15 protein-coding genes are annotated in these 14,463 nt (G+C 68.6%); 10 read left to right on the top strand and 5 right to left on the bottom strand.

Annotated elements, in window-relative coordinates; genetic code table 11:
• Positions 1-14: 14 nt before the first annotated feature.
• Positions 15-2,735 carry an ATP-dependent DNA helicase gene (locus SPHPH_RS0115220; RefSeq protein ID WP_028967468.1) on the bottom strand — a complete coding sequence of 907 codons (2,721 nt, stop codon included), beginning with the start codon at positions 2,733-2,735 and terminating at the stop codon, positions 15-17.
• 239 nt (positions 2,736-2,974) lie between these two features.
• Between SPHPH_RS0115220 and sucC the strand changes: the two genes are divergently transcribed.
• From sucC to SPHPH_RS21240, 8 genes are all read left to right on the top strand, one after another.
• A complete protein-coding gene (sucC, locus tag SPHPH_RS0115215; RefSeq protein WP_028967467.1) occupies positions 2,975-4,174 on the top strand; it encodes an ADP-forming succinate--CoA ligase subunit beta in 1,200 nt (399 codons plus the stop codon).
• A 251-nt stretch (positions 4,175-4,425) separates the two neighbouring features.
• Positions 4,426-5,175, top strand: coding sequence for an electron transfer flavoprotein subunit beta/FixA family protein (locus SPHPH_RS0115205; protein ID WP_028967466.1), 750 nt, complete (start codon positions 4,426-4,428; stop codon positions 5,173-5,175).
• A 137-nt stretch (positions 5,176-5,312) separates the two neighbouring features.
• The gene (locus tag SPHPH_RS0115200) at positions 5,313-6,242 is read left to right on the top strand and encodes an electron transfer flavoprotein subunit alpha/FixB family protein (protein ID WP_028967465.1); all 930 of its coding nucleotides are present in this window, start codon (positions 5,313-5,315) and stop codon (positions 6,240-6,242) included.
• Between the two features lie 210 nt (positions 6,243-6,452).
• The gene (locus SPHPH_RS21450; RefSeq protein ID WP_037489759.1) at positions 6,453-6,833 is read left to right on the top strand and encodes a hypothetical protein; all 381 of its coding nucleotides are present in this window, start codon (positions 6,453-6,455) and stop codon (positions 6,831-6,833) included.
• A gap of 76 nt (positions 6,834-6,909) precedes the next feature.
• Positions 6,910-7,059, top strand: a complete 150-nt coding sequence (locus SPHPH_RS21445; RefSeq protein ID WP_202900669.1) for a hypothetical protein — start codon at positions 6,910-6,912, stop codon at positions 7,057-7,059.
• Between the two features lie 40 nt (positions 7,060-7,099).
• Positions 7,100-7,747, top strand: coding sequence for a peptidylprolyl isomerase (locus SPHPH_RS0115190; RefSeq protein ID WP_028967464.1), 648 nt, complete (start codon positions 7,100-7,102; stop codon positions 7,745-7,747).
• A 5-nt stretch (positions 7,748-7,752) separates the two neighbouring features.
• The gene (gene ung / locus SPHPH_RS0115185) at positions 7,753-8,454 is read left to right on the top strand and encodes a uracil-DNA glycosylase (RefSeq protein WP_028967463.1); all 702 of its coding nucleotides are present in this window, start codon (positions 7,753-7,755) and stop codon (positions 8,452-8,454) included.
• Positions 8,455-8,633: 179 nt separating this feature from the next.
• Positions 8,634-9,038: a hypothetical protein gene (locus SPHPH_RS21240; protein WP_156026043.1), complete on the top strand. Its 405-nt coding sequence runs from the start codon at positions 8,634-8,636 to the stop codon at positions 9,036-9,038.
• A gap of 53 nt (positions 9,039-9,091) precedes the next feature.
• Here the strand turns inward: SPHPH_RS21240 and SPHPH_RS0115175 are convergent, their stop codons facing one another.
• Entirely contained in the window at positions 9,092-9,508 is a 417-nt protein-coding gene (locus tag SPHPH_RS0115175) for a hypothetical protein (protein WP_028967462.1), read from the bottom strand.
• Positions 9,509-9,612: 104 nt separating this feature from the next.
• On the opposite strand from SPHPH_RS0115175, the gene SPHPH_RS0115170 reads away from it, so the two are divergent.
• Complete coding sequence (locus SPHPH_RS0115170) at positions 9,613-10,194, top strand: LOG family protein (RefSeq protein WP_028967461.1); 582 nt, start codon at positions 9,613-9,615, stop codon at positions 10,192-10,194.
• A complete protein-coding gene (locus SPHPH_RS19925; RefSeq protein WP_081668647.1) occupies positions 10,191-11,240 on the top strand; it encodes a phytoene/squalene synthase family protein in 1,050 nt (349 codons plus the stop codon). Before SPHPH_RS0115170 ends, SPHPH_RS19925 begins: the two co-directional genes overlap by 4 nt.
• A 5-nt stretch (positions 11,241-11,245) precedes the next feature.
• Here the strand turns inward: SPHPH_RS19925 and SPHPH_RS0115160 are convergent, their stop codons facing one another.
• Genes SPHPH_RS0115160 through SPHPH_RS0115150 form a run of 3 tightly spaced genes read right to left on the bottom strand, consistent with a single transcriptional unit; the run spans position 11,246 to position 14,429 of the window.
• Positions 11,246-12,709 carry a tryptophan halogenase family protein gene (locus SPHPH_RS0115160; protein WP_028967460.1) on the bottom strand — a complete coding sequence of 488 codons (1,464 nt, stop codon included), beginning with the start codon at positions 12,707-12,709 and terminating at the stop codon, positions 11,246-11,248.
• Complete coding sequence (locus SPHPH_RS0115155) at positions 12,706-13,731, bottom strand: cupin-like domain-containing protein (RefSeq protein ID WP_028967459.1); 1,026 nt, start codon at positions 13,729-13,731, stop codon at positions 12,706-12,708. The genes SPHPH_RS0115160 and SPHPH_RS0115155 overlap by 4 nt, the downstream gene beginning before the upstream one ends.
• Complete coding sequence (locus SPHPH_RS0115150) at positions 13,728-14,429, bottom strand: SapC family protein (RefSeq protein ID WP_028967458.1); 702 nt, start codon at positions 14,427-14,429, stop codon at positions 13,728-13,730. Before SPHPH_RS0115150 ends, SPHPH_RS0115155 begins: the two co-directional genes overlap by 4 nt.
• Positions 14,430-14,463: the final 34 nt, after the last annotated feature.

The following is a 14,463-nucleotide window of genomic DNA, read 5'->3' as shown; positions in this document are numbered from 1 at the left end:
GGCGTCGGTCTCCGTCAGGCGTCGAGGGGCGCGTCATGCCCCATGTTAACGCCGCTGGAAAGCCGCCGCTTCACTCTTTCGACCGCCTCGTCGAGCGACACGCGCGTCACCGTCACGCCGGGCGGAAAGGCGTCGAGCAACCGCGACGGCATCGCGGCAGACAGCAGCACGAACAGCCCGGCGTCGCTGCCGCGCCGGATCAGTCGCCCGAACGCCTGCGCCAGCCGCGCGCGCACGATCCGGTCGTCATAGGCGCTGCCACCGCCGACCAGCCGGCGGGCGGCGTGGAGCACGGTCGGCTTGGGCCACGGCACGCCCTCCATCACCACCAGCCGCAGCGAATGGCCGGGCACGTCGACCCCGTCGCGCAGCGCGTCGGTGCCGAACAGGCTGGCGTGCGGATCGTCGCGGAAGATGTCGACCAAGGTGCCGGTATCGACCGGGTCGACATGCTGCGCGTGGAGCGGCAGCCCGGCGCGCGCGAGCCGGTCGGCGACCCGCGCATGGACCGCGCGCAGCCGCCGGATCGCGGTGAACAGCCCCAGCGCGCCACCCTCGCTCGCCTCGACCAGCCGCGCATAGGCATTGGCGAGCGCGGGAATGTCGCCGCGCTTGACGTCGGTGACGATCACCACCTCGGCGCGCGCCGCATAATCGAACGGCGACTCGACCTGGAATCGCCCCGCCGCACGCGGCAGATGCGGCGCGCCGACCCGCGCCTCGGCGGTGTCCCAGTCGCCGCCCGCGGTCAGCGTCGCGGAGGTGACCAGCGCCCCGTGCGCGCCCTTCAGCACCGTCTCCGCGAAAGGCAGCGTCGGATCGAGCCAGCGGCGATGCAGCCCGATGTCATATTCGCGCCCCTCGACGCGATCGACCGCCAGCCAGTCGACGAAGCGCGGGTCGGCCGGGCCGCCGACGCGCGCGAGCAGCGCCAGCCAAGACGCCACCGTCTCCGCGCGCCAGCCCAGCGAGGCGATCGCCCCCTCCACCCGCGCACGCGCCTGCCCATCGAGCCAGTCCGGCCCTTCCGCGAGCACCGCCTCCAGCCGCTTGCCGAGCGCCACCATCGGCCGCACCAGCGCATCGAGCGCCTGTGCGGCGGGCGCGGCGGCCTCGATCAATTCGGGCGACGGCTCGGCGAGTTCAGTCTCCAGCCCATAGCCGGCATCTGCGCCGCGCTCCTCGGCGCGGGCGTAGGCGAGCCCGCGCACCGCCCCCAGCAACGCCTCGATCGCGCCGAACGGCTGCCCTTCGGCCACCCTCGACAGCCAGCCGTCCGACGCCAGCGCCTGCGCCGCGCCGACGATATCGGTCACCGCGCGCCCGCCCTGCTCGTCATAGCTCGCGACGTCGGACAACCGCGCCTGCAACCCGCGCCGCCGCCCGCGCGACGTCCCCTCCGGCCCGACGATCCAGCGCCGCAGCTCGATCGTCTCCGATCCGGTCAGCGCGGTGCCGAACATCGCATCGGCGGCGTCGAATAGATGATGCCCTTCGTCGAAGACATAGCGTGTCGGCCGCGTCGCCAGCTCGCGCCCCCGCGCGGCGTTGACCATCACCAACGCATGGTTGGCGATCACCAGATCCGCCTCCGCCGACGCGCGCGCCGCACGCTCGATGAAGCATTTCCGGTAATGTGGGCAGCCGGCGTAGACGCATTCACCGCGCCGGTCCGTCAGCGCCGCCGAGCCGTTGCGGCGGAACAGCGCGACCAGCCAGCCGGGCAGGTCGCCACCGATCATGTCGCCGTCGTCGGTATAGGCCGCCCAGCGTGCGACCAGATGCGCAAGGATCGCCGCGCGCCCCGCGAACCCGCCCTGCAAGGCGTCCTCAAGATTGAGCAGGCACAGGTAATTCTCGCGCCCCTTGCGCGTCACCACCTTGGCCTTGCGCAGCGCGCGATCGGGGTAGAGCCGCCGCGTCTCATGCCCCAATTGCCGTTGTAGCGCCTTGGTATAGGTTGACACCCATACCGCGCCGCCGGCCTGTTCGGCCCACAGGCTGGCGGGGGCGAGATAGCCGAGCGTCTTGCCGATCCCCGTCCCCGCCTCCGCGAGCATCAGGTTCGGTGCCTCGCGCGTGACGCGCGGCGCGAAAGCGGCGCTGGCGGCGGCGGCATAGGCGCGCTGCCCCGCGCGCGGCTCGGCCCCCGCGCCGGTCAGCCGGTCGAGCCGATCGAGCACCGTGCGCTCCTCCAGCGTGATGCTGCGCGGTGCGGGGCGCGGGGCGACCTCCTCCCACTCCGGCAATCGCGCGAACAGCCAGCGCTCGTTCTGCTGCGGCTTGGCAATCCGCGGCGCGACGACCGGCGCCCACGCCCAGCGCGCGCGCGTCAGCGACTGCGCCGCGGTCCACGCGCCCTCGCGCTCCGGCCAGTCACCCGCGGTCACCGCCAGCATCCGCGTCGCCGCGTCGCGCAGGAACGCCGCGACCTCGTCATCGCGTGTGGGCGCGGCCATGCCGCACGCGTCGGCGACGCCCTTGGGCGTCGGCACCATGAACCGCGCCGGATGGAGGAAGGCGAACAATTCGAGCAGATCGAGCCCCGACAGCTCGGCATAGCCAAGCCGCTGCCCGATCAGCGGTGCATTGAGCAGGATCACCGGCGTATCCGCCGCCAGCCGGATCGCCTCGCCCCGCGACAACGCCCGCGTTTCCTCGCCATCCGCCATCCAGATGCCGGAATGGCTCGCATGGAGCGCAGGATGCGGGAGCCGGATCACGGGTAACGACATGGCGCTGCCAGAACGAAAGAGCAACCGCCTGGACAGGCCAACCCTGCAACCCTTCGCCTTTAGCTTGTCGAAGTCTCATGCTTCGACAAGCTCAGCACGAACGGTGTAGAGTGTAACCTAGCTCCAAAAATCTCCTTATTGCATTTGCTTCGCAACTGCGCGACGATAAAGGGTGGATTTGCGCGCGCCCCTGTGCTTTAGGCTGGCGCGATTTTTATCGCTGCACCTGGGAGAGCCCCGTGAACATCCACGAATATCAGGCCAAGGAACTGCTCGCGAAATTCGGCGTCCCCGTGCCCGCCGGCTATGCCGCGATGAGCGTGGAGGAAGCGGTCGAGGTGTCGAAGAAGCTGCCGGGGCCGCTCTACGTCGTGAAGGCGCAGATTCATGCCGGTGGCCGCGGCAAGGGCAAGTTCAAGGAGCTTCCTGAGGGCAGCAAGGGCGGCGTCCGCCTCGCCAAGACCGAGGACGAGGTCCGCCACGCCGCCACCGAGATGCTCGGCAACACGCTGGTGACGATCCAGACCGGCGAGGCCGGCAAGCAGGTCAACCGCCTGTACGTGACCGACGGCGTCGACATCGCGAAGGAATTCTACCTCGCGCTGCTCGTCAACCGCGCCACCGGCCGCATCTCGTTTGTCGCCTCGACCGAGGGCGGGATGGACATCGAGACCGTCGCGCATGACACGCCGGAGAAGATCCACTCGATCGACGTCGATCCGGCGACCGGCTTCCAGCCGCACCACGGCCGCGCGGTCGCGGGCGCGCTCGAACTGACCGGCGATCTCGCCAAGCAGGCGGCGAACGTCGCGGCGAAGCTGTACGACGCGTTCCTCGGCACCGACGCCGAGCAGATCGAGATCAACCCGCTCGCCGTCACCGAAGACGGCAAGCTGATGGTGCTCGACGCCAAAGTCGGCTTCGACGGCAATGCGATGTTCCGCCACAAGGACCTCGCCGAGCTGCGCGACGAAACCGAGGAAGACGCTGCCGAGCTGGAAGCGTCGAAGTACGACCTCGCCTATATCAAGCTGGATGGCGACATCGGCTGCATGGTCAACGGTGCCGGGCTCGCGATGGCGACGATGGACATCATCAAGCTGAACGGGATGTTCCCGGCCAACTTCCTCGACGTCGGCGGCGGCGCGAACAAGGAGAAGGTGACGGCGGCGTTCAAGATCATTCTCGCCGATCCGGCGGTGAAGGGCATTCTCGTCAACATCTTCGGCGGCATTATGAAGTGCGACATCATCGCCGAGGGCATCGTCGCCGCGGCGAAGGAAGTGAACCTGTCGGTGCCACTGGTCGTGCGCCTCGAAGGCACGAACGTCGAGAAGGGCAAGGAAATCCTCGCCGGCTCGGGCCTCGCGATCGTCCCGGCCAACGACCTGGGCGATGCCGCGCAGAAGATCGTCGCCGAGGTCAAGAAGGTCGCCTGACGCGCGCCGCGGCCACCGCGGAACGCCTTGAGCACTCGCAAGGGCGGGATCGGTTCGCCGATCCCGCCCTTCGCGTATCCGGCGCTGCGCCGCGGTCTTGCATATCGCGATGGACATCTAGGCGGCCTGACGCTTTATCGCTTTCAGACAATGGATGCCGGCCGCTCGCGACCCGGCCGCATCCGGCCGCTCACTTGATGTTTACGTAAACGTCAGGTAGCAGCCCGGACAGCTTGAGGAGGGTTAGCGCAATGAAGGTGTTGGTGCCGGTCAAGCGCGTGCTTGACTATAATGTGAAGCCCCGCGTGAAGGCGGATGGCTCGGGCGTCGATCTCGCGAACGTCAAGATGAGCATGAATCCCTTCGACGAGATCGCGGTCGAGGAAGCGATCCGGCTGAAGGAAAAGGGCGCGGTCACCGAGATCGTCGTCGTCTCGATTGGCGAGCCCAAGGCGCAGGACACGCTGCGCACCGCGCTGGCGATGGGCGCCGACCGCGCGATCCTCGTCACCTCGGAAACCAAGGTCGAACCGCTGGGCGTCGCCAAGCTGCTCGCCAAGATCGTCGAGGAGGAACAGCCGAGCCTCGTGATCCTCGGCAAGCAGGCGATCGATGACGACAACAACCAGACCGGCCAGATGCTCGCCGGGCTGCTCGGCTGGGGCCAGGGCACGTTTGCGTCGAAGGTCGAGCTGGCCGCCGACAGCGTCACCGTCACCCGCGAGGTCGATGGGGGGCTGGAGACCGACACGTTCAAGCTGCCCGCGATCGTCACCACCGACCTGCGCCTCAACGAGCCGCGCTACGCCTCGCTGCCGAACATCATGAAGGCCAAGTCGAAGCCGCTCGCGACCAAGACCGCGGCCGACTTCGGCGTCGACGTCACGCCGCGGCTGACCGTGGTCAACGTCGCCGAGCCGGCCAAGCGCATGGCCGGCGTCAAGGTCGCCGATGTCGACGAGCTGGTGAATCGGCTCAAGTCGATGGGCATCGCGAAGTAGTCCCTTTTCCGTTCATGGTGAGGAGAGGCTGAGCGTGTCGAAGCCTCGTCTCGAACCACAGTCCTTCGAGACGCCGCTTCGACTTCGCTCAGCGGCTCCTCAGGACGAACGGCTCGGAAGTTCGAGAGGATAGTGGAATGAAGACTCTGGTTTGGGTCGAACACGACGGATCGACCGTCAAGGACGCCACGCTCTCCGCGGTCACCGCCGCGGCGAAGCTCGGCGAGGTGCATCTGCTCGTCGCTGGGCACAGCGTCGGCGCGGTCGCCGAGGCGGCGGCGAAGATCGCGGGCGTCGGCAAGGTGCATGTCGCCGATGACGCCGCCTATGCGCACCAGCTCGCCGAGAATGTCGCGCCGCTGGTTGTCGAACTGATGGGGCACCACGACGCGTTCGTCGCGCCGGCCACCACCACCGGCAAGGCGGTCGCCCCGCGCGTCGCCGCGCTGCTCGACGTCATGCAGATCAGCGACATCCTGTCGGTCGAGGGCGAGGACACGTTCACGCGCCCGATCTACGCGGGCAACGCGATCGCCACCGTCAAGACCTCGGACGCCAAGAAGGTCCTCACCGTCCGCGGCACCGCGTTCGAGAAGGCGGCGGCCGAGGGCGGCACCGGCACCGTCGAGCCGGTCGCGGCGACCGGCGACAAGGGCCTGTCGACCTTCGTCAATCAGGAGATCGCGGCCTCGACGCGTCCCGAGCTGACCAGCGCGAAGGTGATCGTCTCGGGCGGCCGTGCGCTCGGCTCGGGCGAGAAGTTCCACGAGCTGATCGAGCCGCTCGCCGACAAGCTGGGCGCAGGCGTCGGCGCGAGCCGCGCGGCGGTCGACGCCGGTTACGTGCCGAACGATTATCAGGTCGGGCAGACCGGCAAGATCGTCGCGCCGGAAGTCTATGTCGCGGTCGGCATCTCCGGCGCGATCCAGCACCTTGCCGGCATGAAGGATTCCAAGACGATCATCGCGATCAACAAGGACGAGGACGCGCCGATCTTCCAGGTCGCCGATCTCGGCCTGGTGGGTGATCTGTTCAAGATCGTGCCGGAACTGACGGAGAAGCTGTAAGGCGGAAGGCGGGCGCCCGCCCGCCGGTGCAGCAAGCGAAGCAACGCTGCATCCGCCGACACGGCCGGCGGCGCCACAGCGCCGTCCGACGACGCGGGATTCACTCCCGCGTCGTGGCCACATGGGACGCCGTCATTGCGAGCGTAGCGAAGCAATCCAGAGCCGGACCAGGACGCACTGGATTGCTTCGCTACGCTCGCAATGACGAAGGTGGCTTGGTACCCACCGACCCATGAGCGCCACCCACTCGACTGGTCCCGCGACGGCGCCACCCATCACCCCGCCGCCGCGACCGAACTCCTCCCCACTCTCCACCAACTCGCCGCCGATCTCCCGCAGGACCGCGCCGGCCTTCGCCTCCACGGCCACCCCGCGCTGCCCACCCTCCTCGCCACCGGCCCGATCCACGCCATCGCCGCGCGCCACCTCGGCCCGCTCGCGGAGTCGGTCCGCGCGATTCTGTTCGACAAGACCCCCGTCACCAACTGGTCGCTCGGCTGGCATCAGGACCGCACCATCGCGTTTCGCGCCCGCGCCGACGTCCCCGGCCACGGTCCGTGGTCGACCAAGCAGGACATCGAGCACGCCTGATCGCCACGCCGGCCAAAGCTAGTCCGTCATTGCGAGCGCAGCGAAGCAATCCAGTGCCGGACCAGGACGCCCTGGATTGCTTCGCTGCGCTCGCAATGACGGTGCGGTCGCCACCCCGATCCTCCACGCCTCCGCCGCCGCACAAGGAAACCGTCGCCGCCGCGTGCTGCAGGTCGACTATGCCGCAATCGCGCTCCCCCAACCGCTCGTCTGGCTTGGCCTCTGACGACGTTGCGATCGCACGCGCGCGTCCGTACATCCGCGCGATGCGTCGCCTTTTCCCGCTGCTCGCCCTTCTCGCCGTCGCCGCTCCCGCCGAGGCACAGCGCGCCGACCGCGCTACGCCGGGCTGGGTGCGCGTGCGACTGGAAACCGCCGATGGCCCGATCGTCCTCGCGCTCGATCAGCGCCACGCGCCGCTCACCACCGCCAATTTCCTCCGCTACGTCGACGACGGCCGCTTCGATGGCGTCAGCTTCTACCGCACCGCGCGCAGCAAGAAGCTGCCCGGCACCGGCTTCATCCAGTCGGGCATCCGCACCGACGCGCGCCGCTTCCTCGACATGATCCCGCACGAATCGACGAAGAAGACCGGCATCCGCCATCTCGACATGACGATCTCGATGGCGCGCAAGGGGCCGCCGGGGTCGGCGAACGGCAATTTCTTCATCACCGTCGGCCCGGCGGCGTACATGGACTGGAGCCCGCGCGACCCCGGCTATGCCGCATTCGGGCGCGTCGTCGCCGGGCAGAAGACCGTCAAGCGCATCCTCGCCGAGCCGACCGGACAACAAATGAACGGCACGCTGATGCTGCGCCCGGTCGTGGTAACACGCTCGGTCCGGCTCGACGGCACGCCGAAGCCGACCGGCCGCCCGCGCCCGTGGCTGCTCGAACACCGCCGCGACGGCTGACGCGCATGAACACCCCGACGCTCGATCCGACGTGGCGCGACGCCCTCGCCGCGCCGCTCGCCAGCGAGACGATGGCGGCGCTCACCCGCTTCCTCGCCGCCGAGGAACAGGCCGGCACGACGATCTTCCCGCCCGCCGCCGACCGCTTCCGCGCGCTCGAACTCACCGCGCTGCCCGATGTGCGCGTGGTGATCCTCGGGCAGGACCCCTATCATGGCGCAGGGCAGGCGCATGGTCTGTGCTTTTCGGTCCGCCCGGGCGTTAAGCCCCCGCCCAGCCTCACCAACATCTATCGCGAGTTGGCCACCGATTGCGGCATCGCGCCGCCGACCCACGGCTTCCTCGAACATTGGGCGCGGCAGGGCGTACTGCTGCTCAACACCGTGCTGACCGTCGCCGAGGGCCGCGCCGCCGCGCATCGCGGGCGCGGCTGGGAGCAACTGACCGACGCGATCATCCGCGCGGTCGCCGAACAGGCCGCACCGACCGTGTTCATGCTCTGGGGCAGCCACGCACAGGCCAAGGCGCCGCTCGTCACTGCGTCCGGCGGTGACCGCCACCTGATCCTCACCGCGCCGCATCCCTCGCCGCTATCAGCCTACAAGGGCTGGTTCGGCTCGGGCCATTTCAGCAAGGCCAACGCCTTTCTGGAAGCGCACGGCCGCGGCACGATCGACTGGAGCGTCCCGCCGCTGAACGGTAAATAGTGGTACGCTGCGGCCTAACTGAGATGCGTCACCAGTACACACCGGAATAGTTGCCACTTCTCAACGGGCAAGCGAAAATTCTTGCCGGTCGAATGCTGCACGAAACTGCTTCCGCTGAGCGCGTTCACTCACCTCACATCTTCGTTGGCAGCGCTCGTCGGTGATGTTACCTTGACGGCATGATGTGGATGATTGTTGCTTTGCAAATCTCACTATCAACAACGACGACTTCGACTGGCTTCGATCTGTCGAAAGCGGGCAAGTCGGTCGATCACTTCAAGCTGTCGGTGGTTTCCGGCTGCGACGATACCGCCTCCTCGCCCGAGGAAATAACGGTCTGCGGGCAGCACGAGGGTCGATACAGGCTGCCACTCCCGGTCGAGCGTTCAGCCGCTCGGCAAGCGCGGGATGATCGTGCGACCGGCGTGGCGGCGCTCACGCCAGCTGCCCCATGCGGCATGTTTGCCGGGCAGCGAACTTGCTCGACGAAGGAAGCTGCTGCCTATGGTTATGGGCAGGGCCGCGATCCGCTGACCGTTGCCGTCAAGCTGGCCGGCAAGTTGATCGATCCCGACGCCGACTGAAAGTTCGCATCGATTGCCGCCCCTGCCGAGCACCGGTTCTTTCCTCGCACACGCTAACCATTCGCTCGCTCTCCGCGCGGCGTTGCGATGCGCGCGGTCCCCAGCACGAAGACCATGAACACGATCTGCGCGATCACGCCCGGCGTTTCGAGCAAGGTGCGCGACAGCGGCGGATAATAGAGCGCCATGATCGACAGGTTGTGGATGACGTCGACCACGATGATCGCCATCGTCGCCGCCACGCCGGCGCGCGGGCGACGCCACAGCAGCAGCACCGCCGCCGGATCGAGGAACGCCAGTGACGTCCAGAAGATCGCGCTCACCACGGGCAAGCCGTCATAGTCCCACAGCAGCTCGTGACGGACGATGATCACCCAATGGTTGTACGTCGCCCCGAGCAGGCACAGCGCGTAGATGGTGCGCAGGACAAGCGGCGACCGCGCCTCGCGCCCACCCGCCTCCGTCGTCACACCGTTCCCCTCGTCTGCCGCTTCCAGCGCGTTATCCTGCCACGATCGCCCACACCCCACCACCCCGGTTGCCCCGCCCGCGCCGATCCCGTAGCGCGTTCGCCATGAAGCGCCTCGCCATCTATTGCGGCTCCGCCACCCCCGCCGACCCCTTCTACCTCGATCTCGCGCGTGAGGTCGGGCACACGCTCGCCACACGCGGCATCGGCGTCGTCTACGGCGGCGGGCGGCTCGGACTGATGGGCGCGATCGCCGATGCCGCGTTGGCGGCGGGCGGTGAGGTGATCGGCGTCATCCCACAGGCGCTGGTCGATGCCGAGGTCGCGCATCGTGGCCTCACCGAACTCCACGTCGTGACGGGGATGCACCAGCGCAAGCAGATGTTCACCGATCTCGCCGACGGCTTCGTCACCCTGCCCGGCGGCACCGGCACGATGGACGAATTGTGGGAGGCGCTCAGCTGGGCGCAACTCGGCTATCACGCCGATCCGGTCGGGCTGCTCAACGCCGGCGGCTATTATGACGCGATCGTCGCCTTCTGGGAGAAGATGGGAGAGGTCGGCTTCCTGCGCGCGCAGCACCGCGAGTTGCTGATCGTCGACGAGACGCTCGGCGGGTTGCTCGACCGGATGGCGGCGCACGTACCGACGCAGCCGATCGTGCGCATGGCCGCCTCCGACCTGTGACCGACACGCGCGCGGCGCTGGTCGAAACCGCGCGGCTGTCGATCGCGCGCGGCTCGAAGAGCTTCGCCGCCGCCTCGAAACTGTTCGCGCCGGTGGTGCGCGAGCGTGCGTGGCTGCTCTACGCGTGGTGCCGCGCCTGCGACGATCTCGTCGACGGGCAGGATCATGGCCACGACCGCACGATCGTCACCGACGCGCGCGCGCGGGTCGCGCGGGTACGGGCGCTCAGCGACGCCGCGCTCGATGGCGAGCCGACCGGCGATCCGGCGTTCGACGCGCTCGGCGTCGTCGCGCGCGAGACGGGTCTACCGCGCCGCTTCGTCCATGACGTGATCGACGGCTTCCAGCTCGATGCCGAGGACTGGCGCCCGCGCAGCGCGGACGATCTCTACCGTTATTGCTACCATGTCGCGGGCGCGGTCGGCTTGTTGATGGCGGTGGTGATGGGGGTGTCGCCCGACGACGACGCAACACTCGACCGCGCCTGCGATCTCGGGCTTGCGTTTCAGCTGGCGAACATCGCGCGCGATATCGAGGAAGATGCGCGGGTCAATCGCTGCTATCTGCCCGTCGACTGGCTGGTCGAAATGGACATGCCGCCGGGCGAACATATGAAGCCGCCCTATCGCGAGCGGCTGGCGGTGCTCGCCAGGCGACTGGCGACGCGCGCACAGCTTCATGAGGATAGCGCAGCGATCGGCACCAAGGCGCTGTCGTTCCGCTCGGCCTGGGCGGTGCTGGCGGCGGCCGGGATCTACGGCGACATCGCGCGCGAAGTTGCGGCGCGCGGGCCGCGCGCGTGGGATCACCGGGTGACCACCTCGAAAGGGGCGAAGTTGGCGTGGATCGCACGCGCGGGACTGAAGGCGGCACGACGTCAGTCGCTACCCGACACCCCACGCGATCCCCGCCTGTGGACTCGGCCCCGCTGCCCCCCTCCCGTCATTCCCGCGCAGGCGGGAATCCAGACGCGCAGGTCCGTCGACAGAAACGCAACGTCAGAGGTTCTGAATTCCCGCCTGCGCGGGAATGACGGTACTGGGTGACGAACTCAAACCCGATCCAGATATGCCTGATGCGACGGCAGTTCGCGCACTGCGCCGGCAATCTTCGCTGCCATCTGCCCCAGAGTCTGCTGCAACCGCCCCTCGGGCATCATCCGCGCCACGCGATTATGCGCGAGTGGCGTCAGCTTCTGCCCCAGCATCACCTGCACCCACGAGGTGATCGTGAACAGCTCGTCGTTCGCCTGAAATGCCTGCGCGCCCTCGCGGAACAACGCGATCCGCGTCGCCAACGAGTCGGGCAGGGGCATGTCGCGCATCCGCTTCCAGAACGGCTCGTCCCGCTGGTTGAGCGTATAATGCAGGATGATGAAGTCGCGCACGCCCTCGATCTCGCGCCGCGCCATGTCGTTGAAGCGCGTGGCCGCCGCCTCGCTCACCCCGTCGAACGGGAACAACTGTAGCAGCCGCGTCAGCGCGATCATGATCAGGTGGATGCTCGTCGATTCCAGCGGCTCGACGAACCCACCCGCCAGGCTCAGTCCGACGCAATTGCGCTCCCACGCCTTCACCCGCCGCCCGGTGCGGAAACGGATCACGCGCGGCGCGATCAGCGTCTCGCCGGTCACGCTTCCCAGCAAGCGCGCCTGCGCCTCGTCATCGCTCAGGTAATCGCTGGCGTAGACGATCCCGTTCCCCAGCCGGTGCTGGAGCGGTATCCGCCATTGCCACCCGGCATCATGCGCGATCGCGCGCGTATAAGGCACCGCCGGCCCGGTCGCCGTGGTCTGCACCGCGATCGCGCGGTCGGTGGGCAGCCACTCAGCCCAATCCTCATAGCCGACGCCCAGCGTCTCGCCGAGCAGCAGCGCGCGGAAGCCGGTGCAGTCGAGGAACAGGTCGCCCGCGATCCGCGTGCCATCCTCCATCACCAGCGCCGCGATGTCGCCGCTTTCGCCATCGCGCTCGACACGCGCGATCTTCCCCTCGACGCGCGTCAGCCCGTCCGCCTCGCAGCGTTCGCGCAGATAGCGGGCATAGCGCGCCGCATCGAAATGATAGGCGTAGTTGAGCCCCCCCTCCGCGCCGCCCGCGAACTTCTCCGCGCGCGCCGCCTCATGCTCGACGCAATAGCGGCCGATCTCCTCGGCGCTGCCCTGCGCGCGCGCCTCCAGCCAGAAATGGTGGAAGTCGGCCATCCACGTCGATTGCCCGATCGACCCGAACGAATGGAGATAGCGCTCGTCGGGCCGCGACCAGCCCTCGAACGATATCCCCAGCTTGAAGCTCGCGCCGGTCGCGCGGACGAAGTCGCGCTCGTCGACCCCGATCAACTGGTGGAAGGCGCGCACCGTCGGGATCGTCGATTCGCCGACGCCGACCGTGCCGATCTCCTCCGATTCGACCAGCGTCACGTCGACCATCCCGCCGAGTTGCCTGGTCAGCATCGCCGCCGCCAGCCACCCGGCGGTGCCGCCGCCCGCGATTACCACCCGCCGCACACCCGTCATCGGTTCAGCTTCCTCAACAAATCGCCGCGCAACCGCCGCGCCCGCGCATCGTCCAGCGGGGCGAGCGCGCCCTGCGCCGCCTCGGGCAGATGCGCCGCCGCGCGCGTCGCATCGCCGAACACGTAATAGTCGAACAACGCGCGCCACGCCTGCTTCTCGTCCGCCGGGCGGTCGCGCAGGCTGAGCAGCGCATGGAGCAAGGTGTTCATCGGCGTATCCATGAACGCCGCTGCGTCGTTCCACCAATAGTTCACGAGCACGTTGAACGGCGCCAGCGCCTCGACATGGTGCCACCACAAGGCCGGATAGACGACCGCATCGCCCGGCTCCAGCTCGGCAACCTGCGCCGCCGCGCGCGCCTCCGCGAAGCCGGGGAAAAGATCGAGATCGGGCGCACGGAAATCGACCAGCGACACCACCTGCCCACCCGGCGTGGGTTCGAGCGGGCCCGGATAGAGGTTCGCGACCTGATCGGGCGGAAACAGCGTGAACCGCCGCCGCCCGACCGCGCAGACCGCGATGTTGTTCGACATGTCGTAATGCGCCTGCGCGGTCGTGCGCGTGCCGATCCAGATGCTGCGCAGCACGCGCGCGAAATCGGCCCGTTCCAACGGGTTCTCCGCGCTCCATCCGGGGAAGAACCGCTCCAGATCGGTCGACCCGATATAGAAGGACGGCGCGCCCTCACCGTCCAGCGCCGCCAGCATCCGCGCCATATAATCGTCGAGCGCGACACGTTCGGCATCGAAGTCGAGCCGCGTCAGCGTCTCGTCGTAGAAATATCGACCGCCATGCGCCGCCGCCGCGGTATACCCCACCCCCGGCTGCCCGTTGTAGAAGCCCCGCAGATAGTCGACCGCCGCCGCCGGCCCCTCGCGCCCCGCGGCAACCAGCGGCCACCCGGCCGCCAGCCCACGCACCACCACGGGCGCGCCCGCCGCGACCAGCGCCGCCAGATCGCGCGCCGCCGGATCGTCGGCCGCGATCTCCCGCACGCGCCGCTCCGTGATCGCCGCGGTCATGCCCCCTCCTTGATCGTCTTCAGTTCGACCAGTCGTTCGATATTGCCGAGCGACGCCGCCGCCATCGTCGCCGCACGCAGCAAGCCGTTGGCGTGCAGCCGCTCCAGCGTCGCGCCCGACAGCGCGGCAAGCGCCGCCTGATCGATCGTCAACACGTCGCTCACCTCATAGCCGCCCGCATCGCCCAGATCGATCCGCAGCGTCACGCCGCGCAGCAACCCCGCCGCCGCCCAATCGGCATGGATCGCCCGCTCGCTCTGCGCCCCCTCGGCCAGCAGCGTCAGCGCGGCGCGAACATGCTCCAGATACGGCGCATCGCCACCATGATCGCGGAACAGCGGCAGACCGTCCGCCACCCCGACGCGCGGATCGTCGCGATTCACCTGCACGACCGCGTCGCCATCGGCGCCACGCGCCAGCGCGAACGGCCCCCGCCGCTGAAACGCGGGCACGAAGCGCGTCGTCCAGCGATCCCCGTCGAGGAACAGATTTTCGCCGCGGTCGAGCCCCAGCAGCACATAGGCGCGGATGTCTCCGTCCTCGCTGCGGCGGAACACGATCGGCAGCTCGCGTTGCGCCTCCTCGAACTCGATCGGCATGATCGGGAGCAGATTGGCATGATCGCCGAACGCCGCCCCGGCGCGCACCGCGACGCGCAGCTCGGCATCGTCGACATTGTCGAGAGTCGTAAAGGTCATGGCACCCTTGTTCCAAACGAAAAGGGCCACCGCA

Origin of the sequence: Sphingomonas phyllosphaerae FA2 (assembly GCF_000427645.1) — a bacterium.
In the GTDB taxonomy this organism is placed as follows: Bacteria; Pseudomonadota; Alphaproteobacteria; order Sphingomonadales; family Sphingomonadaceae; genus Sphingomonas; species Sphingomonas phyllosphaerae.
The sequence above is the reverse complement of the archived record's forward strand: the minus strand, read 5'-3'. Positions and strand labels throughout refer to the sequence as shown.